At 69.2% G+C, this 26,348-nt stretch carries 23 protein-coding genes; 15 read left to right on the top strand and 8 right to left on the bottom strand.

From position 1 onward, the window contains the following. The first annotated feature begins 249 nt into the window (after positions 1-249). The 3 genes from speB (at position 250) to ACX80H_RS12880 (ending at position 3,195) form a co-directional block, all read left to right on the top strand. Positions 250-1,236 carry an agmatinase gene (gene speB / locus ACX80H_RS12890; protein ID WP_459313757.1) on the top strand — a complete coding sequence of 329 codons (987 nt, stop codon included), beginning with the start codon at positions 250-252 and terminating at the stop codon, positions 1,234-1,236. Next, on the top strand, positions 1,237-2,928 hold the full coding sequence (locus tag ACX80H_RS12885; RefSeq protein WP_459313756.1) for a thiamine pyrophosphate-binding protein: 1,692 nt from the start codon (positions 1,237-1,239) through the stop codon (positions 2,926-2,928). It begins immediately after the preceding gene. A gap of 63 nt (positions 2,929-2,991) precedes the next feature. Beyond that, positions 2,992-3,195 carry a hypervirulence associated TUDOR domain-containing protein gene (locus tag ACX80H_RS12880; RefSeq protein ID WP_459313755.1) on the top strand — a complete coding sequence of 68 codons (204 nt, stop codon included), beginning with the start codon at positions 2,992-2,994 and terminating at the stop codon, positions 3,193-3,195. Between the two features lie 85 nt (positions 3,196-3,280). On the opposite strand, the gene ACX80H_RS12875 is transcribed toward ACX80H_RS12880, so the two are convergent. Then, positions 3,281-3,625 carry a DUF3140 domain-containing protein gene (locus ACX80H_RS12875; protein WP_459313754.1) on the bottom strand — a complete coding sequence of 115 codons (345 nt, stop codon included), beginning with the start codon at positions 3,623-3,625 and terminating at the stop codon, positions 3,281-3,283. Positions 3,626-3,762: 137 nt separating this feature from the next. Here ACX80H_RS12875 and ACX80H_RS12870 point away from each other — a divergent pair, with 137 nt between their 5' ends. Continuing rightward, entirely contained in the window at positions 3,763-4,302 is a 540-nt protein-coding gene (locus ACX80H_RS12870; protein ID WP_459313753.1) for a hypothetical protein, read from the top strand. Positions 4,303-4,426: 124 nt separating this feature from the next. On the opposite strand, the gene ACX80H_RS12865 is transcribed toward ACX80H_RS12870, so the two are convergent. The 3 genes from ACX80H_RS12865 to ACX80H_RS12855 are packed head-to-tail and all read right to left on the bottom strand — an operon-like array spanning position 4,427 to position 7,516. Then, a complete protein-coding gene (locus tag ACX80H_RS12865; protein ID WP_459313752.1) occupies positions 4,427-5,563 on the bottom strand; it encodes an FAD-dependent oxidoreductase in 1,137 nt (378 codons plus the stop codon). Then, entirely contained in the window at positions 5,556-6,281 is a 726-nt protein-coding gene (locus tag ACX80H_RS12860; RefSeq protein ID WP_459313751.1) for a class I SAM-dependent methyltransferase, read from the bottom strand. The genes ACX80H_RS12865 and ACX80H_RS12860 overlap by 8 nt, the downstream gene beginning before the upstream one ends. Then, positions 6,278-7,516, bottom strand: coding sequence for a type III polyketide synthase (locus ACX80H_RS12855; protein ID WP_459313750.1), 1,239 nt, complete (start codon positions 7,514-7,516; stop codon positions 6,278-6,280). The genes ACX80H_RS12860 and ACX80H_RS12855 overlap by 4 nt, the downstream gene beginning before the upstream one ends. Before the next feature lie 80 nt (positions 7,517-7,596). Here ACX80H_RS12855 and ACX80H_RS12850 point away from each other — a divergent pair, with 80 nt between their 5' ends. Further along, complete coding sequence (locus tag ACX80H_RS12850; RefSeq protein ID WP_459313749.1) at positions 7,597-8,496, top strand: SDR family oxidoreductase; 900 nt, start codon at positions 7,597-7,599, stop codon at positions 8,494-8,496. A gap of 123 nt (positions 8,497-8,619) precedes the next feature. Continuing rightward, positions 8,620-9,297: a hypothetical protein gene (locus ACX80H_RS12845; protein WP_459313748.1), complete on the top strand. Its 678-nt coding sequence runs from the start codon at positions 8,620-8,622 to the stop codon at positions 9,295-9,297. A 157-nt stretch (positions 9,298-9,454) separates the two neighbouring features. On the opposite strand, the gene ACX80H_RS12840 is transcribed toward ACX80H_RS12845, so the two are convergent. Together ACX80H_RS12840 and fdhA are read right to left on the bottom strand one after the other, a co-directional pair. Next, a complete protein-coding gene (locus ACX80H_RS12840; RefSeq protein ID WP_459313747.1) occupies positions 9,455-10,195 on the bottom strand; it encodes a transglycosylase family protein in 741 nt (246 codons plus the stop codon). A gap of 453 nt (positions 10,196-10,648) precedes the next feature. After that, positions 10,649-11,866, bottom strand: a complete 1,218-nt coding sequence (gene fdhA, locus ACX80H_RS12835; RefSeq protein ID WP_459313746.1) for a formaldehyde dehydrogenase, glutathione-independent — start codon at positions 11,864-11,866, stop codon at positions 10,649-10,651. Positions 11,867-12,105: 239 nt separating this feature from the next. Between fdhA and ACX80H_RS12830 the strand changes: the two genes are divergently transcribed. Continuing rightward, on the top strand, positions 12,106-12,912 hold the full coding sequence (locus ACX80H_RS12830; RefSeq protein WP_459313745.1) for an SDR family NAD(P)-dependent oxidoreductase: 807 nt from the start codon (positions 12,106-12,108) through the stop codon (positions 12,910-12,912). 24 nt (positions 12,913-12,936) lie between these two features. On the opposite strand, the gene ACX80H_RS12825 is transcribed toward ACX80H_RS12830, so the two are convergent. Continuing rightward, positions 12,937-13,368, bottom strand: coding sequence for a hypothetical protein (locus tag ACX80H_RS12825; RefSeq protein ID WP_459313744.1), 432 nt, complete (start codon positions 13,366-13,368; stop codon positions 12,937-12,939). Between the two features lie 191 nt (positions 13,369-13,559). Here ACX80H_RS12825 and ACX80H_RS12820 point away from each other — a divergent pair, with 191 nt between their 5' ends. From ACX80H_RS12820 to ACX80H_RS12785, 8 genes are all read left to right on the top strand, one after another. Beyond that, entirely contained in the window at positions 13,560-13,823 is a 264-nt protein-coding gene (locus ACX80H_RS12820; protein WP_459313743.1) for a YegP family protein, read from the top strand. A 131-nt stretch (positions 13,824-13,954) separates the two neighbouring features. Beyond that, complete coding sequence (locus tag ACX80H_RS12815; RefSeq protein ID WP_459313742.1) at positions 13,955-16,795, top strand: aconitate hydratase; 2,841 nt, start codon at positions 13,955-13,957, stop codon at positions 16,793-16,795. 99 nt (positions 16,796-16,894) lie between these two features. Then, positions 16,895-17,560, top strand: a complete 666-nt coding sequence (locus ACX80H_RS12810) for a GntR family transcriptional regulator (RefSeq protein WP_459313741.1) — start codon at positions 16,895-16,897, stop codon at positions 17,558-17,560. Positions 17,561-17,562: 2 nt separating this feature from the next. Beyond that, on the top strand, positions 17,563-18,597 hold the full coding sequence (locus ACX80H_RS12805) for a nucleoside hydrolase (RefSeq protein WP_459313740.1): 1,035 nt from the start codon (positions 17,563-17,565) through the stop codon (positions 18,595-18,597). A gap of 329 nt (positions 18,598-18,926) precedes the next feature. Next, positions 18,927-19,766, top strand: coding sequence for an ECF transporter S component (locus ACX80H_RS12800; protein WP_459313739.1), 840 nt, complete (start codon positions 18,927-18,929; stop codon positions 19,764-19,766). 17 nt (positions 19,767-19,783) lie between these two features. Next, positions 19,784-20,539: an energy-coupling factor transporter transmembrane component T gene (locus ACX80H_RS12795; RefSeq protein WP_459313738.1), complete on the top strand. Its 756-nt coding sequence runs from the start codon at positions 19,784-19,786 to the stop codon at positions 20,537-20,539. Further along, positions 20,536-22,059, top strand: coding sequence for an ABC transporter ATP-binding protein (locus ACX80H_RS12790; RefSeq protein ID WP_459313737.1), 1,524 nt, complete (start codon positions 20,536-20,538; stop codon positions 22,057-22,059). The genes ACX80H_RS12795 and ACX80H_RS12790 overlap by 4 nt, the downstream gene beginning before the upstream one ends. 116 nt (positions 22,060-22,175) lie before the next feature. Further along, positions 22,176-23,033 (top strand): alpha/beta fold hydrolase, encoded by an 858-nt coding sequence (locus ACX80H_RS12785; RefSeq protein ID WP_459313736.1) that lies wholly within the window; start codon positions 22,176-22,178, stop codon positions 23,031-23,033. Between the two features lie 18 nt (positions 23,034-23,051). Here ACX80H_RS12785 and ACX80H_RS12780 read toward each other — a convergent pair whose 3' ends face one another. Next, the gene (locus ACX80H_RS12780; protein ID WP_459313735.1) at positions 23,052-26,348 is read right to left on the bottom strand and encodes a DEAD/DEAH box helicase; all 3,297 of its coding nucleotides are present in this window, start codon (positions 26,346-26,348) and stop codon (positions 23,052-23,054) included.

The following is a 26,348-nucleotide window of genomic DNA, read 5'->3' as shown; positions in this document are numbered from 1 at the left end:
GGGCTGGCTGGACTCGTTGAGCAGCCAGCGCTCGAGGCGCCTGCTCGTCGGGGCCGGTAGGGTGCGTACCGATGATGAACTCACTGCATCACCGTAGGACCGGGGCGGTCGCATTCCGGGCGTCTTAACACTTCCTTGATGCAACCGCTCTCCGTTCCGATCCTTGACCGGGCTCGGGCAGGAGAATAGCCTTGTGCAAAACGTTTGGTGCATATTGGGCAACTTTTAAGCTCGGATCGGATGGAAGCTGTGGAAGAACTGCGCGTCACCGGAGGCGGCCACCTCGGCCCCATCGACTCCTCCCGTATTCCCCGCTATGCAGGTGCGGCGACCTTCGCGCGGCTGCCGCGCCTGGACCAGGTGGACCGCGCAGACATCGCGGTCGTCGGCGTGCCCTTCGACTCTGGGGTGTCCTACCGGCCCGGGGCACGCTTCGGTGGCAACCACATCCGCGAGGCGTCGCGCCTCCTGCGGCCGTACAACCCGGCGCTCGACGTCTCGCCGTTCGAGCGCGTGCAGGTCGCCGATGCCGGCGACATGGCCGTCAACCCGTTCAACATCCACGAGGCCATCGAGACGGTCCAGCAGAACGCGCTGGACCTGACGGCGGACGGGACGCGCCTCGTGACCCTCGGCGGCGACCACACCATCGCCCTGCCGCTGCTCCGTGCAGCCGCGGAACGAGCCGGAAGCCCCGTCGCCATGCTGCACTTCGATGCCCACCTCGACACCTGGGACACCTACTTCGGCGCCGAGTACACCCACGGCACCCCCTTCCGGCGGGCCGTGGAGGAGGGCATCCTCGACACCGAGGCCATCTCGCACGTCGGCACGCGCGGCCCCCTCTACGGCGTCCGGGACCTCGAGGACGACCGCCGCTTCGGCTTCGGCATTGTGACGTCCTCCGACGTCTACCGGCAGGGCGTGGACGAGGTGGTCGACAAGCTGCGGACGCGGATCGGCAACCGCCCCCTCTACGTGTCGGTGGACATCGACGTGCTCGACCCGGCGCACGCGCCCGGTACCGGAACACCCGAAGCGGGCGGCATCACGAGCCGGGAACTGCTTGAGATCCTGCGCGGACTGCGCGGCCTGAACCTCGTCGGCGCCGACGTCGTCGAGGTCGCTCCCGCCTACGACCACGCCGAACTCACCGGCGTCGCAGCCTCCCACGTCGCCTACGACCTCGTGACGCTGATGGCCGACACCCTGACTCCCGCCGCCGGGGACAAGTAGATGGACGTCACCGGCGGCGCAGCCTCCGCGCCCCCCAGCCCCGTCAATGGACAGCGGAACGGCGGTGACCTCGTCGTCGAGACGCTGTCCGCCCTGGGTGCCACGACAGTGTTCGGCATCCCCGGCCAGCACGCGCTCGGCCTCTTCGACGCCCTGTCCCGTTCCGACCTCCGCTTCGTGTCGTCCCGCGTCGAGAACAACTCGGCCTTCGCCGCCGACGGCTTCTCCCGGGCCACCGGCGACGTCGGCGTCCTGTTCCTCTCCACCGGGCCCGGCGCGCTGACCTCGCTCGCAGGACTGCAGGAGGCCTACGCGACCGGCGTGCCCATGGTCGTCGTCGCGAGCCAGATCCCCCTCGAGGGACTCGGGGCGCGACGCAAGGGAATGCTGCACCAGCTCGATGACCAGAAGGCGTCAGCGGCGAACGTCACGAAGAGCCAGCGCCTGATCCAGCACGCCTCCGGCATCCCCTCGGCCATCCAGGACGCCTGGACCGAGGCCGTCTCGTCCCCGCAGGGCCCCGTGTGGGTCGAGGTGCCGCAGAACGTCCTGCTGGATCCCGTGATGGTCCCGACGGTGGAGGACGCACTCGCGGAACCCTTCGACAATCCTCCGAGGATCGAACTGGTACGGGAAGCCGTCGCCTGGCTCAGGGACTCCCGGCGGCCGGCGATCGTCGCCGGCGGCGGGACGCGGCGGGGCAGGGCCGAGAAATGGCTCCTGTCCGTCGCCGAGAAGCTCGGCGCTCCCGTGGTGTGCTCGCCGGGCGGCAACGGGGCCTTTCCCTGGACGCACGAGCTGTCCCTCCAGTCCTGGGTCGAGGACCGGCACGTCACCGAGGTGCTCGAGGACGCCGACGTCCTGCTCGTCGTCGGCTCGTCGCTCGGCGAGGTCACCTCCAACTACTTCACCCTGGAACCGCGTGGACGCATCATCCAGATCGACGCCGAACCGCGCGTCCTCGAGTCCAACCGGCCGGCACTCGGCATCCGGGCCGACGCCGGGCAGGCGCTCGCCGCCCTCGACGCCGCGCTCGAGCCGCTCGACCGGGACCGCGAGCCCGGGTACGACGCCGCCGCACTCGTGGCCGGGACCCTCGCGAAGGTGCGCTCGAGGCTCGACGCACAGGACCTCGCCAAGGAGCGGGCGTTCCTCCAGGACATCCGTGACGCCGTCCCCGCGGGCATGCAGACCTTCTGGGACATGACGATCTCGGCCTACTGGGCCTGGAGCTGCTGGGACGCCCGCGAGGGCCAGTTCCACTCCGCGCAGGGCGCCGGCGGTCTGGGCTTCGGCTTCCCCGGAGCCATCGGTGGTTCCGTCGGCCTGGAGTCCCGGGGGCTTCCCGCGAGGGTCCTCGCCGTGTCCGGCGACGGATCGGCGATGTACTCGATCGCCGAACTGGCGACCGCCCGGCAGCACGACATCCCCGTCACGTGGCTGATCGTCGACGACGGCGGCTACGGCATCCTCCGCGAATACATGGAGGGTGCCTTCGGCAAGGCTACGGCGACCGAACTCGCGCGCCCCGATTTCGTGGCCCTCGCCGAGTCCTTCGGGGTGCCGGCCCGCCGCGTGGCACCCGAGGACATCGGCACGGCCCTTCGCGAGAGCCTCGCGGCCGACGGCCCCAACGTCGTCGTGGTGGAGACGCTCGTGCGGCTCTTCGCGCCCACGCACCTCGACCAGTAGGCTTCCGTTTCTTCTCCTCCGATGAGAGTGTCGGAAGCACAACCACCTCGGAGAAGGAGCGCGATGTCATTTCGCAAGGGCGACACGGTCACCTGGAACACGTCCCAGGGCACGACCGAGGGCAAGGTCGTGGAGAAGCACGAGAAGGAGTTCACGTTCGACGATCAGAAGTTCAACGCATCGAAGGACGAGCCGTACTACACCGTCGAGAGCTCGAAGTCCGGCAAGAAAGCGGCGCACAAGGAAAGCGCGCTGACGAAGAAGTAACCGGCCGACGCAGCGCAGGGCGTCCCGCACCAGCGGGGCGCCCTCCGTCGCCTCGAGGGTGCCGGTTGCTGCTACCTCTCTGCTGCTATTTCAGGGGATCGTGTCCCCAGTTCATGAGCGAGTAGCGCCACTTCGAGGATTCGATGTCCTCCTTGGTGGGTCGCTGGGCGAGATGGCGGTGGACGTAGCCCACGACCTTGTGCATGTGCTCGACGTCGTCGTCCGTGAGGTCGTCGTGCTTCGTGTTCAGGATGTCGATGATCCGCCTGCCCGATCTGTGCCCCACGGACTCGTCCGAGTCCGACTCCTTCTGGCCCACCGACCGCGATTCTTCGGTGTCCAGCCATGCCGCGAGCTGGGAGGCGCTCATGTTGACCGCATCCTTCCACTCGGGCCACACCTGGTCGAGATCGTTCGTATCGTCCTTCATGCGCGTCGGCCTCTCGTAGCAGTTCTCCGGGAAGGATCCCACCCGGTCTCTCCGGGCGGGTTTCCCGTAGCTTAATCCTAAGCATGCTGATAAATGTAGAGGCGTAGGTCGAACCAACGTCTAAGGAGCTTCACATCATGGCAGGAAACCTTTTGGCACGATCAGCCCACGACCTCGGCGCCGCTGCATGGTTCGGCGGCACCCTGATGGGCGCTGTCGGACTCAACGGTGCAACCGGCAAGGCGAAGGACCCCAAGGAGCGCACACGCCTCTCGTCCCTCGGCTGGGCCAAGTGGACCCCGGTCCAGGTCGCCGCCTTCGCAGCCCACGCGGTCGGTGGCATCGGCCTGATCCTCGGCAACAAGGGTCGCGTCGCCGCCCAGGACAGCGTCGGTTCCAACACCGTCTGGAAGTCCGTCGTCACCGTCCTGGGTATGGCGCTCTCGCTGTACTCGGGCATCCTCGGCAAGAAGGTCGGTGAGCTCGCCGAGCAGGGTAGCGCGGGCGCGACCGAGCCCCGTCCCGGCGCCAGCGACGAACTGGCGAAGGCACAGTCGCAGCTCAAGGTCACCCAGTGGCTCCTGCCCCTCATCAGCGGCATCGTCGTGGTGATGGGTGCGAAGCAGGGCGAGATGCAGCGCCCCGAGAACGTCAAGAAGGGCCTGTTCAAGAAGTAGGCCCTCCGGTCTCCTGGCCCGGCTGACCCCCGCAGCGCCCCTGCCGCTCCGCACCCTCCGGTGCAGGCGGCGGTACGCTGCGGGGGTTTCTGCGTCGGCGGGCAACTGCAGGCGGCGCAGTCTCCTACTGCATGGTGAAGGCGCGCGCGATGCCCCCGGCGACCGCGTCGCTCCTTAGGAGCGACCCGAAGACCGCATTGCGGAGACGCATCAGTGGCGCCGGCAGCGGACGTCCCAGCGCCATGTTGATGGCGGCCTTCCGGCGTGCCACCGTGGCCTCGGCGCGGCGTTCCTTCTCGTACAGCACGAGCTCCCCGGCGACGTCCCGCCCGTCCCGCACCGACGCCGCGACGATCGGTACCAGCCGGACGGCGTCGAGCCAGCCCAGGTTCATGCCCTGTCCGCCGATGGGAGACACCTCGTGCGCCGCGTCGCCGACCAGCACCATGCGCCCCGAGACGAAGCGGTCAGCGAGCCGCGACTGGACCTCGAAGGCGCTGAGCATCGAGTTGGTGCCCGGATCGACGCCGACGCCCGTCCTTTCGAGGATGAGCTGCGTGAGGTCCTCCGCCGTCGGGCGTTCCACCGGACATCCGACGCGGACCACCCAGCGGCGGATGCCGCCGGGGAGGGGAAAGGACTCGACGATGCCACCGGTCTCGAGGTAGAGGACGGCGTCGTCGCCGTCCTGCGTGCTGTCCCGGAAATCCCCCATCACATAGCAGTCCGGGTAGCGCCGCACCGGCGCGCGGATCCCCGCGGCGTCCCTGAGCGGACTTCGGGCTCCGTCCGCGGCGACGACGAGCCTTGCTGCGAGGACGCCGTCCTCCCGCTCGGTCCTCGTGGCGGCCAGGACGGAACCGCCTGTGTCCCGCGTCCCGACGACGGCGACGCCGCGCCGCAGGGTGCCGGGGAAGGCCTCCTCGAGCCGGCGTTCGAGGACCTCCTCGGTGACGGCCTGCGGTACGGCGAGCACGTACTTCTCGTCGCCGGGCAGGGTGCCGAACGACAGCGTGCCCACCGGCCGTCCCGCGCTCCGTGCGGCTCCTTCGCGGATGAGGACCCCGCGGTCGCGCAGCTCATCGGCGATGCCCCCCGAGGCGAGGGCCCGCAGCGCCGGTGGGTGGATCCCGATGGCCCGCGAATGGCGGCTGCGTACCGTGCGGCGTTCGAGCACGACGGCGTCGAGGCCCGCCCGGCGCAGGAGCAGTGCGGTGTACAGTCCCACCGGACCGGCGCCGACGACGATCACATCATGCACCGTGCGGTACTCCGGGAGATCGATCCAGGACCAGCAGGTTGATGAACGGCGCGGCCGTGCGTACCTGCCAGCCGTCGCGGTCCGCGATCGAGGAGCGCAGCTCGTCCGGCGTGTAGCTCCGGCGGATGGAGGTCAGGCCGTCCCGGCGGATGTAGGACCCGGGGAGCGGCAGCGTGCCGGCCGAGAACAGGGCGTACCCGAGCGGGTGCCGGGCGATGTCGCTGTGGACCGCGACGCGCCGTGCCAGCCGCTCCGTGTCGTCGAGGAGGCCGGTGAAGCCGGCGGGGTCGAGGTGGTGCAGGACGTGGTTGGAGGCCACGGCGTCGAATACCGCGCCCTCGGCAACGAGCTCGGCACTCAGGGCGCGCCGGAAGGACAGCCCCGGCAGGGGCGGGCGCGACGACGCGTAGGCGTGGGCGCGCTCGTCGGGATCGATCGCCGTCACCTCGAGCCGGAAGCCGTCACGGCGAGCCCAGCGCGCGATCGCCCGCGGTACATCGCCACCACCCGAGCCGATGTCCAGCAGAGTGTTCGTGCGGTCCCGTGAGAAGGCCGGCCGGAGCAGCGAGGCGTAGGTGCGCCGCCAGCCCGACACCACGGCGTTGACGACTCCGAACTGGGCGTAGGTCCGCTCGAGCTTCCGTAGGTCGCAGTCGGGCCGGTCCATCTCCTCGATGGCCTCCGGGTCCCGCTGTGCGAGGAACCCGACTCGGCTCATGCTCCGGCTTCTGCGAGAACGGGCTTGAGGTCCTCTGCGACGGACACGTCGCGGACCGTCGTGCCCGCTGCCGTCGTGCGCGCTGCCGCGGCGTCGGAGGAGGGGTGTGCGCCGATCCTGGTGAGCAGTGCGGTCTCGACCGTGAGGCCGGGGCCGAACGCCATCGAGCAGATCCGGTTGTTCCCGTCGGTGGCCGGCGTATCGAGGATGTTCCGAAGCACGAACATCACGGTTGCGCTGCTCATGTTCCCGTAGTCGCGCAGGGTCTCGCGCGCCGGGACGAGCTGTTGCTCGCTCAGGCCGAGTTTCGCCTCCACCTTGTCGAGGATGCTGCGGCCGCCGGGATGGATGGCCCAGTGCTCGATGTCCGAGTAGTCGAGGCCCTGCAGCGACGCGTCCCGGGCCAGGAGCGGTTCGAGGGCGCCCACGATGTGGTCGTCGATGATGTGGGGGACGTAGGTGCCGAGGACCATCTCGAAACCCTCGTCGCCGATGTTCCAGGCCATGGACTCCTCCCCGACGGGCGTCAGGACCGTCTCGAAGTGGTCCAGGCTGAGGGCGGGCCCCTCCAGGGGGATGTCCCGCGCGGAGACGATGGCGGCCGCCGCACCGTCGGCGAACAGGGAGGATCCCACGATGGTGTCGGGGTTGTTCGACGAGCGGACGTGCAGGGAGCACAGCTCCGCCGAGATCACGAGGACGACGGCATCCGGGTCCGCCTCGCAGAAGGCCTTCGCGGACCGCAGCGCGGGGAGGGCCGCATAGCAGCCCATGAAGCCGAGGTGGGAGCGCTGCACCGACGGGTTGAGGCCCAGGGCACGCACCACCTTGTAGTCGGGGCCCGGAGCGAAGAAGCCGGTGCAGGAGACCGTGACGACGTGCGTGATGTCCGCGGCCTCGATGCCCGGAGCAGCTTCCAGTGCCTTCCGCCCGGCCTCGATGAAGAGTTTCGCACCCTCCTCGGCGTAGGCCTCGTTGCGGGTCTTGGTGCTCGGCGAGAGGACCAGCATGTTCTCCCGGTCGAAGAAGACGGGGTCGTCGAAGGACTTGCCGAGAGTGAACTCCCCGATGACGCTGTGCCGGGTCTCGATGCCGGAGGAGTCGAAGGCAGCCCCGACGAGGCGCTGCCCCAGCCGCGTGAGTCCCGGCTGCGCCGCGAACGCGTCCCGGACCTGGGACTGCACCAGGACCGTGTCAGGTACAGCCGTTTCAAGGGACCTCAGGATCACTGTCATAGGTCAATTACTAGAGGACTAACGCGACAAACACAATGACAGTAGGCTTAGTATTCCCGTCCACCACCATCAGGAGCACCATGGGCAACGATCCGTCAGGCACGCTCGACCAGGACGACCCGAGAGGGCCCGCCGTCGATGCGTCTCCGGAACTGCAGGAATATCCCGGCTTCACGGAGCGCATGGACCCGCGCCCGGACCACGGCGAGGACAGCTACACGGGACACGGCCGGCTGCAGGGCCGGCGGGCATTCATCACCGGCGGTGATTCCGGTATCGGCCGTGCGGTGGCCCTCGCGTTCGCCCGCGAGGGTGCCGACGTCGCGATCGGGTACCTTCCCGAGGAGGAGGAGGACGGCGCCAGCTGCCTGGAACTGATCCGTGCCGAGGGGCGGAAAGCACTGGCCGTGCCGGGAGACCTGCGCGACGAGGCGTACGCGTCCTCGGCGATCCGCCAGGTGGTGGACGGGCTCGGAGGGCTCGACATCCTCGTGAACAACGCAGGCTTCCACATCGCCCAGCCCCAGGGTCTTCCCGACATCGACGCGGACCAGCTGCGCCGCACCTTCGAGACGAACGTCTACGGCACCATCTGGCTGACGCAGGCCGCCCTGCCCCACCTCAGCGAGGGCTCCTCGATCATCAACACCACCTCGGTGCAGGGCTACCATCCGTCCACGAGCCTCATGGACTACGCCGCCACCAAGGCCGCGCTGAACAACCTGACCTTCAGCCTGGCCCAGCTGCTGGGGGAGCGCGGGATTCGCGTGAACGCCGTGGCTCCAGGGCCCATCTGGACTCCACTGCAGCCGGCGACGACCACCAGCGAGAAGCTCGAGTCGTTCGGGGAGGACACGCCCCTCGGCCGGATGGGGCAGCCGGCCGAACTGGCGGGCGCCTACGTCTTCCTCGCCTCCAACGACGCCCGGTACGTCTCAGGAGAGATCCTGGGCGTCACGGGCGGCAAACCGCTCGCCTGACGGGGCGTCCTCCGGATGGTTCAGGAGCAGGACCAAGCCGGGCCCGGCGGTGCGACGAATGTCAGGTACCAGCGCCGGAGCCTCGCACTCCGGCGGCCAGCTGACAGGATTGGTCGATCGATCGTGAACCTCGGAACTGCACTGCCGCCCGGACGCCGGATCGCCCTCTTCGCCGTCGCGCTGTCGGCCTCGCTGGCACTCGGGGGCTGCGGCACTGCCGAGGAGAATCCCCTGGGTGTCAACACCGCGGGCCGGGAACAGGCTGGATCGGGAGCCGTGAGCGCTCCGCAGGACGGCAGCCAGGCTGTGTCCGTGGGGGACCTCGGGGAGGACCCGCTCGGTGTGGGCATCGACGGCGCGCAGCTGTGCGGTGTGCAGCCCGATGACAGCCGCCTGCGCTACACGGTCATGCTGCACAATCCCACCCTGGAGACCTTCACCTTCGGTGAGATGACGCTGGGCGATCCCGAGGGTCTGGTGGTCCTCTCGTCCATGGTGCAGACCGCGAATCGCGAAGGGCACCACCACCCCGGCGCCGAATCGACCACCGGCGCCCACGAGGAACACTCCGCCGCACCGACCCCGAGCAAAGCGCCGGAGCCGATCGGTCCCCCCGTGCCCGCGGACGGTTACGCGTTCGAGCCCGACGCGCACGTCAACATCATCATCACCGTCGAACTGGCGGAGGGCGTCACCCACGGGAGCGCGGACAACATACTCGTCGCCTACTCCACCCCCGACCGCGACTATTCCGTACCGCACGACCTGGCGATCGACGTCGACGCCACGTCCTGCGGCTAGGCACGTACTCCCGGCATCTCTCGGCGCAGCCGTCTCCGAGCGGCGTAGCCGTTAAACGACCGATCCCCCGTCTCGAGGAGACGGGGGATCGGTTCGGAATCAGACCGGGCGGATCACGCGGAGGGCGTGGGTGCCAGCTCGGCGCCGATCAGCCGGACTAGGCCGGGAGCTGCAGGACGGAACCGGTGAAGATCAGGTCCGCGTGGATCACGGTGTCGGTGTTGGCGGCGAACAGTGCCTGCCAGCCACCCTCGATGCCGAGCTTCTCGGCGATCGTGCTGAGGGTGTCGCCGGCCTGGATCGTGTAGGTCTGGCCGCTCAGCGCGACGGGGGCCTGTACCGGAGCCTGGACGGGAGCCTCGACGACGACCGGAGCCGCTACGGGAGCCTCGACGACGACCGGAGCCGCTACTACGGGGGCCTGGACCTGGACGGGGGCCTCGACGACGGCCGGAGCCTGGACGGGAGCCTCGACGACGACCGGAGCCTGGACGGGAGCCTGGACGACGGCCGGAGCCTGGGCCTGCTGGAACTGGACCGGACCCGGAGCGGCTGCGCTGCCGAGGCCGAGCTTGGCCGAGCATGCGGGCCATGCTCCCCAGCCCTGGCCGGCGAGGACGTTCTCGGCGACAGCGATCTGCTGCTCGCGGGATGCGTCCTGGGGGGCGCCCTGGCCGCCGAAGGCTGCCCAGGTCGAGGGGGTGAACTGCAGTCCGCCGGAGAAGCCGTTGCCGGTGTTGATGCCCCAGTTTCCGCCGCTCTCGCACTGTGCCAGTGCATCCCAGTCGCTGGCGGGGGCAGCGTTGGCTGCACCAGCCGCTGCGCCGAGGCCGAGGCCGGTGAGTGCTACTGCTGCGAGTCCACGACGTGCGCTGGTGCTGAAGGTGTGTGTATTCATGGGGTTACGATGCTCCGAAAGGCCACCCGCACTAGGCCCGTCCCCGGACTTCTTCGCGCCGCTGCTCACCTTGACGATATAGAGGTCATGGTTCGGCAGCCGCCTGTTGAGCAACGAGCGGTGGAGGGCGGCGCCGGGCATTCATGGCTGCCCGATTTTCGGCAGCTTTTTCGCTTCCCCGAGCGGGGAACTACCTCCACCGTAGATTATTTTTCATTCGTTGCCAAACCGGTACGGTGCGGTGCTTGACATTGATGAAAAACAAGGGAAGAAAAAGTGGATCATTTGAGTTTCCTCTGGCACACTTGCGTTCTGCAGCCCAGGGAGGGCGCAGGAAGAGCCCGGACACCTCGTGCCCGGGCCCCTCGCCGCTCCGTCCAGACGGCGTGATCACCGCCTCACCGGCACCTCACAATGGCGTCTATCCGCCGTGCCCGAGGCGCGACCCGCCGGTCAGGCCGCCACGTAGCCGTGCGGATCGAGCACGTACTTGGTCGCAGCCCCGGCATCGAACTCCTCGTAACCGCGCGGTGCCTCCTCGAGGCCGATCGGCTTCGCGTTGACGGCCTTCGCGATCGACACCTTGTCGTGCAGGATCGCCATCATCAGTCCACGGTTGTACTTCATGACCGGACACTGACCGGTGGTGAAGGACAGTGACTTCGCCCACCCCGTGCCGAGACTGATGGAGAGGGACCCCACCTTTGCCGCCTCGTCCACCGCGCCCGGGTCGCCCGTGACATAGAGCCCCGGGATGCCGAGGGCGCCGCCGGCCGCGGTGAGCTCCATGAGGGAGTTCAGTACCGTGGCAGGGGCTTCGCTCGACGAGCCCTTGCCGTGTCCGCGTGCCTCGAATCCCACCGCGTCCACGCCGCAGTCGACCTCGGGAGTGCCGAGCAGTTGCTCGACCTGGTCACGGGGATCACCCTTGGACACGTCCACCGTCTCGCAGCCGAAGCTCCGTGCCTGCGCCAGCCGGCCCTCGTTGAGGTCGCCCACGATCACGACAGCGGCACCCAGCAGTTGCGCCGAGACAGCAGCGGCGAGACCGACCGGACCGGCACCTGCGATGTAGACCGTCGAACCGACCCCTACTCCCGCCGTCACCGCGCCGTGGAACCCGGTGGGGAAGATGTCCGAGAGCATCGTCAGGTCGAGGATCTTCTCGAGGGCCTGGTCGCGGTCCGGGAACTTCAGCAGGTTCCAGTCCGCGTAAGGGACCAGGACGTACTCCGCCTGCCCGCCGACCCAGCCACCCATGTCGACATAGCCGTAGGCGGCTCCGGGACGGGCAGGGTTCACGTTGAGGCAGATGCCGGTCTTGCGCTCCTTGCAGTTGCGGCATCGGCCGCACGCGATGTTGAAGGGGACGGAGCAGATGTCACCCTTCTTGATGAATTCGACGTCGGACCCCACCTCGACGACCTCACCGGTGATCTCGTGGCCCAGCACGAGGTCGGACGGCGCCGTGGTGCGGCCACGCACCATGTGCTGGTCCGAGCCGCAGATGTTGGTGGTGACGGTCTTCAGGATCACGCCGTGATTGAGTTTCCGGCCGATATTGGCCGGATTCACCCCCGGCCCGTCCTTGAGTTCGAATGTGGGGTAGTCGGTGTCGATCACCTCGACCTTCCCTGGTCCCTTGTACGCAACAGCTCTGTTACCGCTCATGGAACTTCCTCTCATGCCTGCACGTGGTGGGTCCGGTGTGCCCGGGCGCTGCACCCGGCGTACGTCGGGCATGACTGCCCGACCACGCCGATAGCGCGACCGTACAACCCGGGGGGTCGCATGAACGTTGCATCGTCAGCAGGCTGTCTTGTGCAGGCTGTCTTGTGCAGGCTGTCTTGTGCAGGCTGTCTTGCGCCGGCTGGCTTGTGCCGGTGGCCGAGCCGGGGGAAGGTGGCTGCATGACTGAGACTGTGCTTGTCACGGGTGCCACCTCCGGCATCGGAGCCGAGTTCGCACGGCAGTTCGCCGCCCGCGGCTGCGACCTGGTCCTGGTGGCCCGGGCTCCCGGTCCGCTCGAGGAGGAGGCGGCGACCCTGCGGGAGAAGTGGGGCGTCGGCGTGGAGACTCTGGCCGCGGACCTGCTCGACGACGACGGCCTGGCGCGGGTACTCGGTCGGATCCGTGCTGCGGCCGAGCCCGATACGGGGGAGCCCGCTGCGGGGGGATCGGGCGCAGCACGGGGCGCCATCACGGTGCTCGTGAACAATGCCGGGTACGGGCTGGTCAAGCCGTTCGCGGACAATACGCTCGACGACGAGGTCCGGCATCTCCGGATCCACGTGGAGGTGCCCCTGGCTCTCGCCCATGCGGCCCTGCAGTCGATGCGCCCCCGCAGAGCCGGAACCATCATCAACGTGGCGAGCGTCGCCGGATTCACCCCGAGGGGCACTTACGGCGCGGCCAAAGCGGCCATGATCAGCTTCAGCCGCTGGGCGAACCTCACCTACGGGCCGGAGGGTATCCGGGTGACGGCCGTCTGCCCTGGTTTCGTCCACACCCAGTTCCACCAGCGGATGGGTGCCGACAAGGCGAGCGTCCCGGCCGTCCTGTGGCTCGATGCCGGGCTCGTGGTCCGCGAAGCGCTGAACGACACGGCCGCGGGCAGGGCCGTCTCCATCCCGAGCCTCCGCTACAAGGCGCTCACGGCACTGGCACGGGTCGCGCCGTCGTCGGTCGTGGCGCGGCTCGCCCAGCGGGGTCGCTGACTTCTCGCGTCAATCCTCCTCGCGTCAATCCTCTTCGGTGTCCCGGTCCCAGGAATCGGGTTCCAGGACGGCATCCTCGGGGTGGCGGTTCTCGTCCGGGTGCCCCGGCGTTCCCGCGCCGACGTACGCGGCGGGCACCACGCCTGCTTCGTGTATGTGCTGCTCGTCCCGGATGGAGGTTCCGTGGTGGCCGCCGGATCCCGCCGAGGGGTCGAGGACGTTCTCGCGCCGATCCCGGCGGGGGCGCCCCCCATCACCATGTCCAGGAGTGTCGTCATGCCCGGCGGAGCCGGAATCCGGGCGATCGGTCGGCGCGGTACCGACCTCCGGTGAGAGGTCCTGCCGGCTGCGCCGGGCTTCCTTCTCGAGGGGGGGAATGGGTACTGCGGGCCCGAGGGGGTGATCAGCGGGAAGGGCTGCGCCGGCAGGGTCCCCGGCGCTGCTTGACTCTGTCATCGTGCTCCTTCTGGTCGATGCGCTGTCGTCGTCAGCGCCTGGTCGAAACGGAGGTGGCACCGGGAACACTACTCCCACGCGGTGTCCGTCTCCCGGAAACAGGTACCGGGTCCCGCGAAACAGGTCGGTAAGTATGCTTATCATATGGGACCGCAGGTTGGTGGGAATGCCCCTTACAAGGAGGTAGGACGATGGCAGGATACTTCAAACTGGTGGATGCACATGACGACGGTTTCCGCGTGAAACTGACCGCTCCGGATGGAACGCTCGTCGCAGTTTCCACGTATTACGCCTCGAAGGAAGAGGCGATCGCCGGGATCGAACTCATCCGGGAAATAGCCGGTACGGGCCCCGTGGTGGACCACAGCCGGATCGGATCGCCGAACCGGGAGGACGTCTTCGTCGGGCTGCAGGGCGCTGCCGGGCGCGACGTCCCGACCCGCCGCGACGCCTAGGACCCCTCCTCGCGACGCACAGGAGGCTTTCCTGTCGCTGACAGACGCCTCGGTGTACGACTGTATACAGTGACGCTGGACGTGGAATAGGATGAAGCTATTCCACAATCTCTCTGAAGGGAGCCAACGTCATGTCGACCGCGGACTCATTCGGCGCGAAGGGCGTACTCGATGTCGCCGGCGCTGAATACGAAATTTTCAGGCTAAGCGCGGTCGAGGGCGCCGAGAACCTTCCGTTCAGTCTCAAGGTCCTGCTGGAGAACCTGCTGCGCACCGAAGACGGCGCGAACATCACGGCCGACCACGTGCGCGCACTCGCGCAGTGGGACGCCGCAGCAGAGCCCGATACCGAGATCCAGTTCACCCCTGCGCGCGTCATCATGCAGGACTTCACCGGCGTTCCCTGCGTCGTCGACCTCGCGACGATGCGTGAGGCCGTCGCGGACCTCGGCGGAGACCCCAAGCGGGTCAACCCGCTCGCGCCCGCCGAGATGGTCATCGACCACTCGGTGCAGATCGACGCCTTCGGCAACGCCGGTGCGCTCGAACGCAACATGGAGATCGAGTACCAGCGCAACGGCGAGCGGTACCAGTTCCTCCGCTGGGGACAGACCGCGTTCGACGACTTCAAGGTCGTCCCGCCGGGCATGGGCATCGTGCATCAGGTCAACCTGGAGTACCTGGCCCGCACGATCATGACCCGCGAGGTCGACGGCGTCCTCCGCGCCTACCCCGACACCTGCGTCGGCACCGACTCGCACACCACGATGGTCAACGGACTCGGCGTCCTCGGCTGGGGCGTCGGCGGCATCGAAGCAGAAGCTGCCATGCTCGGCCAGCCCGTCTCGATGCTCATCCCGCGCGTCGTCGGCTTCAAGCTGACCGGTGACATCCCCGCCGGCGCCACCGCGACCGACGTCGTCCTCACGATCACCCAGATGCTGCGCAAGCACGGCGTCGTCGGGAAGTTCGTGGAGTTCTACGGTGAGGGCGTCGCCTCCGTGCCGCTCGCCAACCGCGCGACCATCGGCAACATGAGCCCCGAGTTCGGCTCCACCGCCGCGATGTTCCCGATCGACGACGTCACGCTGGACTACCTGCGCCTCACCGGCCGGCCGGCCGAGAACGTCGCACTGGTCGAGTCGTACGCGAAGGAGCAGGGCCTCTGGCACGACCCGTCGCGCGAGATCCGCTTCTCCGAGTACCTCGAACTGGACCTGTCCACCGTCGTGCCGTCGATCGCCGGTCCGAAGCGCCCGCAGGACCGCGTGGAGCTCAGCAGGTCGAAGGCCCAGTTCCGCGAGGACCTGCGCAACTACTCGACCGACCCCGACCTGGACTTCGCGCCCGGCGGCACCGTCGACGAGTCCTCGCAGGAGAGCTTCCCGGCATCGGATTCGCCGAGCTTCACCCCCGGCACGACGGCCTCGGTCACCGAGGAGAACACGAAGCCGCGCGAGACCGTCGGCGCCGGCGCTGCGGGCTCGCGTCCCTCCAAGAAGGTCAGCGTGAGCATGAAGGACGGCCGCGCGTTCGAACTCGACCACGGCGCCGTCAGCATCGCGTCGATCACGTCCTGCACCAACACGTCCAACCCCTCGGTCATGCTCGCCGCCGCCGTGCTGGCCCGCAACGCCGTCGAGAAGGGCCTCGTGTCCAAGCCGTGGGTCAAGACGTCCGTGGCACCGGGATCCAAGGTCGTCACCGACTACTACGAGAAGTCGGGCCTGATCCCGTACCTGGAGAAGCTCGGCTTCTTCACGGTCGGTTACGGCTGCGCCACCTGCATCGGCAACTCCGGACCGCTCGAGGACGAGATCTCGCAGGCCATCCAGGACAACGACCTCGCCGTCACCGCCGTCCTGTCCGGTAACCGCAACTTCGAGGGCCGCATCAACCCCGACGTGAAGATGAACTACCTGGCGTCACCGCCGCTGGTGGTCGCCTACGCCCTGGCCGGCACGATGGACTTCGACTTCGACGCCGAGCCCCTCGGCCAGGACGACGCCGGCAACGACGTCTTCCTGAAGGACATCTGGCCCAACCCGGTCGAGGTGCAGAAGGTCATGGACGAGTCGATCGACGAGGAGATGTTCACCTCGAGCTACCGGACGATCTTCGAGGGCGACGAGCGCTGGCAGTCCCTGCCCACGCCCGAGGGCGACACCTTCGCCTGGGATCCGGAGTCCACCTACGTGCGGAAGCCCCCATACTTCGAGGGCATGCAGCGCGAAGCGAGCCCGGTCGAGGACATCGACGGCGCGCGCGTCCTGCTCAAGCTCGGCGATTCGGTGACGACGGACCACATCTCGCCCGCGGGATCCTTCAAGTCGGACACCCCGGCCGGCCGCTACCTGACCGAGAAGGGCGTCCAGCGCAAGGACTTCAACTCCTACGGCTCGCGCCGTGGCAACCACGAGGTCATGATCCGCGGCACCTTCGCGAACATCCGCATCAAGAACCAGCTGCTCGACGGCGTCGAGGGCGGGTTCACGAAGGACTTCTCGCAGCCGGACGCACCGCAGGCCGCGGTCTACGACGCCGCCGAGAACTACCGTGCAGCGGGCACCCCGCTGGTGGTCCTCGCCGGCAAGGAGTACGGCTCCGGATCGTCGCGTGACTGGGCCGCCAAGGGCACCGCGCTGCTCGGCGTCAAGGCCGTCATCGCCGAGAGCTACGAGCGCATCCACCGCTCGAACCTCATCGGCATGGGCGTGCTGCCGCTGCAGTACCCGTCCGGTCAGAACGCGCAGTCACTCGGCCTCATCGGGACGGAGACCTTCGCGGTCAGCGGTGTGACGGAGCTCAACGAGGGCCGCACGCCCCGCACGGTCAAGGTCACCGCGACCCCGGCCGACGGCGGCACGCCGGTCGAGTTCGACGCCGTGCTGCGCATCGATACCCCGGGTGAAGCGGACTACTACCGCAACGGTGGCATCCTGCAGTACGTGCTGCGCCAGCTCGCCAGCTAGCGTCCGCATGGTTCCGGGCCGGGAGTTCAACCTCCCGGCCCGGGCCGTCCGCAGGGCATCCGCCCTGCGACCCGATCCGCGACGAACCGAGGGGGCGCCATGGCAGAGTCGACAGATCTTTCGACGCGCGTGGACGGAGACGCCATCTTCCGCGTCCTCCGGAGCGAGATCCTCGCCGGTGTCCATCCGCCGGGAACGGCACTGCGGGAAGTGGTCATCTCCGAGCGTTTCGGGGTGTCGCGCACTCCAGTCCGGGAGGCACTCAGCCGGCTCCAGCACGAACGGCTGCTCGAGAGAGCGGCCCGCGGCCTGCAGGTGCCCCAGATCGACGCCCAGGAGGTCATCCAGATCTACGACCTCCGGGTCATGCTCGAGGAGGAAGCCGCCGGCCAGGCAGCCCTCAACCGCGGCGCGGCGGACATCATGCGCCTCGAGGCGCTGCTGGAACGCGACCGCGCCGTCGTCGACCCCGATGACACCACCAGGGTGACCAACAACCTCGAATTCCACACCTCTCTCTGGGCCTCCGCGCGCAACCCCATCCTCATGGACCTGCTGCAGCGGCTCTCGACCCACCTCATCCACACGCCGCGGTCCACGCTCTCCGTGGGGAACCGCTGGCAGGAAGTGCTCCTCGAGCACGAGTCGCTGATCAGCGCCATCGCGGAGCGGCGCAGCGACGACGCCCGCGCCATCGCCCGGACGCACATGGAGACGGCCCGCACGCTCCGGCTGCAGCTGCTCCGCACCACCGCGGCGGACTGAGGGTGGCGGATACCCGGCAGCGCCTCCTGCTCGACGTCGATACCGGCATCGACGACGCCGTCGCCCTCCTGTACCTGCTCGCGACGCCCGGCGTGAGCATCGAGGCCATCACCTGCACGGCCGGCAATGTCGGTGCCCGGCAGGTGGCCATCAACAACCTCGCCCTGCTCGAACTGTGCGGACATGCCGGCGTCGAGGTGGCCATCGGCAGTGAGGTCCCGCTCGAGGTCCCGCTCGTCACCACCGAGGAGACGCACGGCGACCAGGGCATCGGGTACGCCGTCCTGCCGTCGCCGCGGGGTTCTATCTCGAGGCGCCACGCCGTCGACGTGTGGCTCGAAGCCGTCCGCTGCCATCCAGGGCAGATCACCGGGCTGGTCACCGGACCGCTCACCAACCTCGCCCTGGCCCTCCGTGCCGAGCCGGAGCTGCCGATGCTCCTGAAGGGCCTCGTGATCATGGGCGGGGCGTTCAACTACCCGGGGAACACGACGCCGGTGGCCGAATGGAACATCCATGTCGACCCCCACGCGGCCAAGGAGGTCTTCGCGGCCTACGAAGGCCTGCCGCGGGAGAAGCTGCCCGTGGTGTGCGCGCTCGAGACCACGGAGCGCATCGAGTGCACGCCGGCCCACGTCGACGCCGTCGCGCGTGCGGCCGGTGCCGGACCCGAGGTGCTCGACCCGGACGAACCGGAGGGGACCCGCAGCGGCAGCGACAACGCCGTCGTCGCCTGCGTGTCCGACGCCCTGCGCTTCTACATGGAGTTCCACCGCCTGTACGACCAGGGCTACATCGCGCACCTGCACGACCCGTTCGCGGCGATGGTGGCGACGGGGGAGGCTGGCTTCGAGGAGCGGCTCGCAACCGTGGACGTCGAGACGGACTCGCCGCTGACCATCGGGCAGACGGTCGCGGACTTCGCGGGGATGTGGAAGCGGGCGCCGAATGCGCGGATCGTCACGGGGAACGACCCTGCCGCGGTGTTCGAGCTCCTGGTCCGCCGGCTGTCGAGCCTCGCGAGGATGCACGGCTGAGGCCTGCTGTCCGGCCGGACCTCAGCGCGGCGTCGGGCGTGCACCCGGCGTTGGGCGGGCACGCGGCGCGGCAGTGCAGACCCGTGGGGGCGTTGCCCCGGCCCTGGGCACCCGGCGCGGCGGCACACGATCCGTAGGGCGTCCCCCGCCGGCGTCGGGCGGGCACCCGGCGCGGCGGTGCAGACCCGTGGGGGCGTTGCCCCGGCCCTGGGCACCCGGCGCGGCGGCGCAACGCCCCGGTACACTGGTAGCTGCCCGCAGTGCTGCGCGGCCGGTGCCGAGGTGACATGAGGTGCGTCCTCCTCCCTCCATCGTGCCCAAGGAATATCGTGAGTTCATCCCTGACCCTCGCAGCCGAGCCCACCGCACAGCGCCCGCGGCGCCTGCTCCTCGCCCTGGGCGGAGCGCTCATCGTCGCTACCTACCTGTTCCTCGTGACCGTCCAGCCGGCGGAGATCGCCGGCGGGATGGGCAGCACGGCCTCGCTCGTCTCCCTGTTCGGATTCCTCGGCGGGGGTGCGCTGCTGGTCGGCGGCATCCTGCCGATGCTGACCACGAGTTCCCTGGTCGTCATGCCGCTCGGGATCGCCCTGAACATCGCCATCGGGCAGATCGCGGGCTCCCTGGGAATGCAGATCTACCTCGACGCCATCGGGACCGTCCTCGTGGCCGTCCTCGCCGGTCCTGCCGCCGGTGCCGCGACCGGCGCGATCAGCAACGCGATCTGGGGGCTCTTCAACCCCTTCGCACTGCCCTTCGCGGCGGGTGCCGCACTCATCGGACTGCTCGCAGGACTGGCTGCCAGGTACGGCGCGTTCCGCCGCGTATACCTCGCGCCCGTGGCGGGGGTCGTCGTCGGCGCCATCGGCGGGCTCGTGGCAGCCCCGGTCGCCGTGTTCATGTTCGGCGCGGCCGGGACCTTCGGCACCAACGCCATCATCGCCGCCTTCCGCTCGATGGGCGACAAGCTGCTGGTCGCCGCCACCAAGCAGGGACTGCTGTCGGACTCGCTGGACAAGATCGTGGTCTTCGTCCTGGTGGCCCTGATCGTCTACGCCCTGCCGCAGCGTGCCGTCCGCCAGTTCCCGTTCGCACGGACCTACCGGGTCCTCGGGACGCGGACCGGCACCCGGACCGGCGACGCTGCCGTCCAGCCCGCGGGGAAATAGCGCCCGTAGCCTCAGCCATGCCCCGCCGAAGGATCTACAACCCACTGACCGAACTGCTCGCCGCAGTCCTGCTGGTGGTGCTCGTCCTCGTGGTGAACCGCTGGGAGTTCTCCCTCGCGGTCCTGGTGTTGGGGGTGCTCCCGGCGGTGCTGCTGTCCGGCAGGGCGCGCCCGATCGGCCTCGCGATCGTGCTCGTGGCCGGGCCGCTGCTCCTCTCGTCGCTCCTGCTCCATGGTCTGTTCTTCCCCGAGGGCAGGACCGTCCTGGTGGACCTCGGCATCGCCCGGGTCACGGCGGAGGGCCTCACCTTCGCGGCCGGAATGGGCCTGCGCATGACCGTTTTCACGGGAGTGCTGCTGACGGCGGCGATGACGCTGGACATCCCCGACCTGCTGGCCACCATGACGCATCGCGGCTGGAACCGGAAACTCGTCTTCATCGTGGGATCCGCCGTCGGGCTCCTTCCCCACGTCGCCCTGCGGGCGCGGCAGGTCACGCGCGCCCAGCAGGCCCGTGGACTGGTCGTCGGCCGCGGCCCGCTCTCGCGCTTCCGGGCCCTGGTGACGGTCACGACGCCGCTCGTCATCGGGCTCCTCGTGGACGCATCGGAACGCAACGCCATGCTCGAGGCCCGGGGCTTCTCGTCCTCGGGCGCACGCACGAGCTACCTGCCGGACACGGACACCCCGCACCAGCGCCGGGCCCGCCGCGCGATGGTCGGCGTCGTCGGCGTGTTCTCGGCGGCCTGGCTCGTGGTCGCAGCGATCGCATGATCAGCCTCGACAGCGAGACGTTCACCTACGACGACGGCGTACCGCTCCTTGCGGGCCTGACCCTCACGGTGCGGCCGGGGGAGTACGTCGTCATCGCGGGAGCTTCGGGTTCCGGCAAGACGACGCTGGCCCGGCTGCTCGCCGGGATGACGGGTGCCGATGCCGGGTCCGTCTTCCGCGGATCGATAGCACTGGACGGCGAGACGATCCGTTTCACGGGTACCCCCACGGATCCGCGGATCGACCCCGCCGCCTGGAGCAGCAGGGTCGCGTACGTGGCGCAGGGAGCGTGGGGACAGCTGTCCATGATGTCCGCCACGGTCGGGGAGGAGATAGCCTTCGGCCCGTCCAACCGCGGCGTCCCCACGGAGCGGCTGCGCCGGCTCGTCGCGGAGGTCGCAGCGTCCCTGAAGCTGACACCCCTGCTCGACCGCGACCCCCGCCGGCTCTCCGGCGGCCAGCTGCAGCGGACTCTCATCGCCGCTGCCATGGTCCAGCGACCCCGGATCCTCGTCCTCGACGAGCCGTTCCAGGGGCTCGACGACGACGCCGTACAGGACGTCGCGGAAGCATTGGAGGCCCTTCGCCGGGACGGCACCGCCGTGGTGGTCTGCGAGCCGATGCTCCCGCGGTCCGCACCCTCGGGCGCCCGCGTCGTCGGGCTGGCCGACGGGCTTCCCGTCTTCGACGGCGCGCTGGAGGAAGGGCTCCGGGCGGGATTGCGGCGCTACGGGATCGGCACGGCAGGAGAGCCTCCCCGCGTCGACCCCGGGGTCGCAGCTACCCCGGGCCGCCCGGGTCCCGACCACGAATTCGACGCTGAACCCAACCCTCCACTCGTCGCACTGCGCGATGTCACCTTCCGCTACCCGGCAACCGGTGGAACCCGCCCGCCGACGGGCCTGACGGGCGTGAACCTGTCGATCTCGGCGGGCGAGATCGTCGCGGTGCGGGGACCCAACGGCTCGGGGAAGTCGACGCTCCTCCAGCACCTCGACGGCCTGTACCGGGCGGACAGCGGCTCCGTCACGGTGGGCGGGATCCCGATCCGCCGCCAGCCGACGGGTACCCTCGCCACCACGGTCGGCCACCTGTTCCAGGACACGGACCAGCAGCTCTTCGAGCGCACCGTGCTGCGCGAGGTCTCCTTCGGCCCGCTGGCCACCGGGTCGAGCAGGGCCGACGGCACCCGGAAGGCCGGTGAGGCCCTCGACCGCGTGGGACTGGGCGCACTGAAGGACGCGCACCCCTACGAACTGAGCTTCGTGCAGCGGCGCCTCGTCGCCCTTGCCTCCCTGATGGCCACGGGTCCGCTGGTGTGGGCGCTCGACGAGCCGACCGCCGGCCTCGACGAGCCCACCCGTTCGATGCTCGCCACCCTGCTGACCGGCCATGCCAAGGGTGGAGGCGCCGTCGTCCTGGCCACGCACGATGCCGCCTTCGCCGACACCGTCGCCCACAGGTCCATCTGGCTCGAGGACGGCAGGGTCCGCGGCACCGGCTCGGCGCCCGCCTCCTGACGCGGCGCCGCCCCGGACGCAGCCCGCTCGAGGACGGCAGGATCCCCGGCGCCGGCATCGATTCCGCCCCCTGATACACGGCCCGTCCGCGCCGGTGAGCACCTAGGGTGGGACGCATGGACGTATTGCGTGAAAGGCATCGGACGATCCGCACGGAGGGCGCGGACCTCGCGGTGTTCGAGTACGGGCGAGACCCGCACCCCGACGTTCCGACGATGGTCTTCCTGCACGGGTACCCCGACGACCACCGGGTGTTCCACCCTGTCCTGCGGGAGCTCGCACCCACACGCCAACTCGTCGCGTTCGACACGCGCAACGCCGGCCGGTCACGCCCCCGCGACGGGGCCGGTTTCACGCTGGCGGAACTGGTAGACGACCTCTTCGCCGTCCTCGACGGGATCGACGCCCCCGCCGGGGTCCGGCTCGTGGGGCACGACTGGGGTTCCATCCAGGGCTGGGCCGCGGTGCAGGACGAGCGCGCGGACGGGAGGATCACCCACTACACGAGCATCTCGGGTCCCGACCTGCGCCATTTCTCCCGCTGGCTGCGCGGCCGCTTCCGCGACCCGCGGCTGGTCCCCCAGGGGATCGGACAGGTGCTGCGCAGCTGGTACGTCGCGGCCTTCCAGTTGCCTGCCCTGCCGGAGCTGGCCTGGAAATACGTCCTGACCCGCCGCTACGAGCTGGCGGCGCGGCGCAACGTGGGCGCCGATCCGCTCCGCGGCCTCGCCCTGTACCGGACCAACATGTCCCGCGCTGCTGCGAAGCCTCCGCGGCGCCGCCCGGTCACGCTTCCCGTGCACGTCATCGTCCCCCGGAAGGATGCGTTCCTGTCCCCGCACCTCGTCGACGGGCTGGAGGAGTGGGTGGAGGACCTCACCGTCACCACCGTTCCCGGGGGCCACTGGTGGATCGCCTCGCGACCCCGCGCGTTCGCGGAACTGCTCGACCCCTCGCTGCGCGACCGAGCCTGATCAGGGCTCCGATCGGCGCTACGCCTCGATCAGGCCCCGGATGTCGTCGGCGGTGAGCGCGGCGCTGAAGATGGCGTCGTCGTCCATGACCGAGGTGAACAGCTTGGCCTTCTGCTCCTTGAGCTTCATGACCTTCTCCTCGATGGTCCCCGTGGACACCATGCGGTAGACCATGACGTTCTTCGTCTGCCCGATGCGGTGTGTGCGGTCCACGGCCTGCGCCTCGGAGGCCGGGTTCCACCAGGGGTCGAGGAGGAAGCAGTAGTCCGCCTCGGTGAGGTTGAGGCCGAAACCGCCGGCCTTGAGGCTGATGAGGAACACGGGGGCCCTGCCGTCCTTGAAGGAGTCGATGACCTCGCCCCGGCTGCGGGTGGAGCCGTCGAGGTACGCGTACTCGATGCCCCGGGCGTCGAGCTGCTCGGCGGCCTTCTTGAGGTAGGACGTGAACTGGCTGAAGACGAGCGCGCGGTGTCCCTCCGCAATGACGTCCTCGAGGTTCTCGAACAGGACCTCGAGCTTGGCGGACGGGACGCCCTCGTGCTCGGGATCGACGAGCGAGGCATCTAGGCTGAGCATGCGGAGCAGGGTCAGGGACCGGAAGACGATCATCCGGTTGCGGTTCATGTCCTCGATCAGGCCGAGGAGCTTCTGCCGCTCGCGCTGCAGGTACGTCTCGTAGATGCGCCTGTGCTCGGGATGGAGCTCCACCTCGAGGACCTGTTCCTGCTTCGGCGGGAGGTCGGACGCGACGGCTTCCTTGGTGCGGCGCATCATCAGCGGCCGGATGCGCTTGCGCAGCCGCACCAGCGGCCGGTTGTCGCCGATCTTCTCGATCGGCGTCCGGTAGTCCTCCGTGAACTTCCGGGCGGAGGGGAACAGCCCCGGCGCCACGATGTTGAACAGGGACCACAGCTCCATGAGGTTGTTCTCCATGGGCGTTCCGGTGATGGCGAGCTTGAAGGGCGCGCCGAAGTCCTTGGCCGCCTGATGCACCTTCGACGCGCGGTTCTTGACGAACTGCGCCTCGTCGAGCACGAGCCCGGACCACGAGAGATCCTGGTAGGCGGAGAAGTCGAGCCGGAACAGGGTGTACGAGGTGATGACGATGTCGGCGTCGCCCACCTGATTCCGGATCGGGACGCCGGAGGCACCCTGCGTGTCGCTGATCGCGGCGACCTTGAGGCCGGGCGCGAAGCGGTGCGCCTCCTTGGACCAGTTGGGCACCACGGAGGTGGGTGCGACGACGAGGAACGGAGCGTCGAGCCCCGTGCGCTCCGTCGCGTAGGCCATGAGCGCGAGGGCCTGCAGGGTCTTGCCGAGGCCCATGTCGTCGGCGAGCACGCCGCCGAGCTGGTGCCGCCACAGGAAGGCGAGCCAGCTGAAGCCCTCCGCCTGGTAGGGCCGCATCTCCGCGACGAGGCCGGCGGGCGCCGGGGTGGCTTCGACATCCTTGAGTTCGAGCAGGCCGCTCACGGCGTCGCGCCAGGACTGCGCCTGCTCGGTCTCCTCGGCGAGGTCCTCGAAGTCCGCCCACAGCCCCGCCTGGTAGCGGCTGATCTGCAGGCCGGACTCGGGGTCCCACTCGCTCAGCGCGCGGGCCTCCTCGATGAGCTCACGGAGCTGGTCGAAGACGGGCTGCTCGAGGGACAGGTAGCTGTTGTCGACGAGCTTCAGCTTCGTCCGGCCCTGCGCCAGTGCGCGGAAGATCGAGTCGAAGGGGATGGTGCGCCCGCTCACCGTCACCATCACGCCGAGGTCGAACCAGTCGCGGTTGTCCGTCTCGACGGTGCTGATGCGCAGCGTGGGTGTCTCCGTCAGCTCCCGGTAGTCCGGTTTCTCGCCGACGACGTCCACACTCACGCCGTCGAGCTCCAGGAGTCTCGGCAGCACGTCCTCGGCGAACTCCACGGCCTGCATGTCCTCGAGCTTCTGGGACTTCAGGGGCAGGGCACCGAGGACCTGGCGAACAGCAGTGGCGAGCGCGTCCTCGACATCGATGTCGCGGTATCCGTCGTCGCTGCCCGGTCCGCCCCGACGGAACGGCCGGCGCTGCACGGCGGCACCCAGCGGGTAGTCGAAGTGCCAGTCGAGGGTCACGGACCCGTCGGCGCCGTAGACCGTCGTCAGGACGAGGACCGGGGGCTGGATCTCGGGCAGTTCGACCGAGCCGTCGCTGCTCTCCACGGAGATGGTCTGCCGCAGCTTTGGGTAGTACTCCTGCAGGAACAGGGACTTCTCCTCCTCGGGCACGATGACGGCACGGCCGCGCTGCAGGAGCTCGATGTCCTTGGGCGTCAGCCTCCGCGAGGTGGGCGCGAGCGTGATGGTGTCATCGGGGGCGACGGTGTAGATGCCGTGGGTGCTGATGACGTGGGCGGTCTCCGAGGGGTGGGGCCGGCCGTCGACGTCGAGGGCCGGGCAGAGCTGGAGTGAGCCGTCCTCCGTCTCCGTCACGTCGAGCTTCAGGGTGGCGCGGACGGCGAGCTCGATGGTCACCGATTTCTTGGACCCCACGAAGGCGATCCCGAGGCGCTGCGCCTCGTCCAGCAGCTGCCACAGGAGTGGATTGCTGAAGTCGTCGAGGTACAGCCAGGAGTCGTTGTTGCCGAAGTAGTTGACGCCCGTCCCGCGGTGCAGTGCCGGGAACTGGGAGAACCAGCGGTGCTGGTCGGGGTCGAGCTTCAACCCGTACGTCTGGTAGCTGATGCTGCCCCAGGACAGGTTGTTCTTGATCCACTTGCCCTTGCCGTTCTGGCTGACCGGCCGCACGCCGAGGCGCGTGTTGAGCGTCCGCTGCCCCTGGCGCTCAGCAGCCGACCCCCACCGCTGGACGGCCACTTCGGGGGTCCGCAGTTCGAACTGGAGCCCGAGGGGCGTCAGCGCTGCCGCCGGGCTCTCGTCGGAGCCGTCGGCCTCGAGGAGGTCGAGGAGGGACACCTGCCAGCCTTCCGGCACCGACGGGCGGGGCGCCGGCCGTGTGCCGAGTTCGCGCTCGTGCTGCGCGAGGAGGTTCTCGGTGTTGCTCTGCAGGGCGGTGGCGGCGACGTGCTTGCAGTCCGCGCCGACGGGGCAGCTGCAGAAGTTCTCCAGCGGGCGGAAGCGGCCGTCGCCCTTCACCCCGAGGCGGAGTTTGGTCCGGTAGTCGGAGGGCGCGGTGCCGCGGACCTTTCCGGTCAGGATCTTGGACTCCGCATCCCACGCGAGGGAACTGACGGCGCCGTCCTTGGCGTAGGTCTGTCCGCGCTGGAACGCAGCCCCGCCCACGATCCGGATGATGTCGGTGACATCGACCATGGGGTGGCTGGAATTGGGCAT

The organism is Arthrobacter pasteuri, assembly GCF_054510955.1.
Note: the sequence above shows the minus strand (reverse complement) of the source record. Positions and strands in the feature narration are given on the sequence as shown.

What these genes read in the sequence shown, in the direction of transcription:
- ACX80H_RS12885 (WP_459313756.1), top strand. Translation starts at nt 1,237, where the DNA reads ATGGACGTCACCGGCGGCGCAGCCTCCGCGCCCCCCAGCCCCGTCAAT.
- ACX80H_RS12880 (WP_459313755.1), top strand. Translation starts at nt 2,992, where the DNA reads ATGTCATTTCGCAAGGGCGACACGGTCACCTGGAACACGTCCCAGGGC.
- ACX80H_RS12875 (WP_459313754.1), bottom strand. Translation starts at nt 3,625, where the DNA reads ATGAAGGACGATACGAACGATCTCGACCAGGTGTGGCCCGAGTGGAAG.
- ACX80H_RS12870 (WP_459313753.1), top strand. Translation starts at nt 3,763, where the DNA reads ATGGCAGGAAACCTTTTGGCACGATCAGCCCACGACCTCGGCGCCGCT.
- ACX80H_RS12860 (WP_459313751.1), bottom strand. Translation starts at nt 6,281, where the DNA reads ATGAGCCGAGTCGGGTTCCTCGCACAGCGGGACCCGGAGGCCATCGAG.
- ACX80H_RS12855 (WP_459313750.1), bottom strand. Translation starts at nt 7,516, where the DNA reads ATGACAGTGATCCTGAGGTCCCTTGAAACGGCTGTACCTGACACGGTC.
- ACX80H_RS12850 (WP_459313749.1), top strand. Translation starts at nt 7,597, where the DNA reads ATGGGCAACGATCCGTCAGGCACGCTCGACCAGGACGACCCGAGAGGG.
- ACX80H_RS12840 (WP_459313747.1), bottom strand. Translation starts at nt 10,195, where the DNA reads ATGAATACACACACCTTCAGCACCAGCGCACGTCGTGGACTCGCAGCA.
- fdhA (WP_459313746.1), bottom strand. Translation starts at nt 11,866, where the DNA reads ATGAGCGGTAACAGAGCTGTTGCGTACAAGGGACCAGGGAAGGTCGAG.
- ACX80H_RS12830 (WP_459313745.1), top strand. Translation starts at nt 12,106, where the DNA reads ATGACTGAGACTGTGCTTGTCACGGGTGCCACCTCCGGCATCGGAGCC.
- ACX80H_RS12825 (WP_459313744.1), bottom strand. Translation starts at nt 13,368, where the DNA reads ATGACAGAGTCAAGCAGCGCCGGGGACCCTGCCGGCGCAGCCCTTCCC.
- ACX80H_RS12820 (WP_459313743.1), top strand. Translation starts at nt 13,560, where the DNA reads ATGGCAGGATACTTCAAACTGGTGGATGCACATGACGACGGTTTCCGC.
- ACX80H_RS12815 (WP_459313742.1), top strand. Translation starts at nt 13,955, where the DNA reads ATGTCGACCGCGGACTCATTCGGCGCGAAGGGCGTACTCGATGTCGCC.
- ACX80H_RS12810 (WP_459313741.1), top strand. Translation starts at nt 16,895, where the DNA reads ATGGCAGAGTCGACAGATCTTTCGACGCGCGTGGACGGAGACGCCATC.
- ACX80H_RS12795 (WP_459313738.1), top strand. Translation starts at nt 19,784, where the DNA reads ATGCCCCGCCGAAGGATCTACAACCCACTGACCGAACTGCTCGCCGCA.
- ACX80H_RS12790 (WP_459313737.1), top strand. Translation starts at nt 20,536, where the DNA reads ATGATCAGCCTCGACAGCGAGACGTTCACCTACGACGACGGCGTACCG.
- ACX80H_RS12785 (WP_459313736.1), top strand. Translation starts at nt 22,176, where the DNA reads ATGGACGTATTGCGTGAAAGGCATCGGACGATCCGCACGGAGGGCGCG.
- ACX80H_RS12780 (WP_459313735.1), bottom strand. Translation starts at nt 26,348, where the DNA reads ATGCCCAATTCCAGCCACCCCATGGTCGATGTCACCGACATCATCCGG.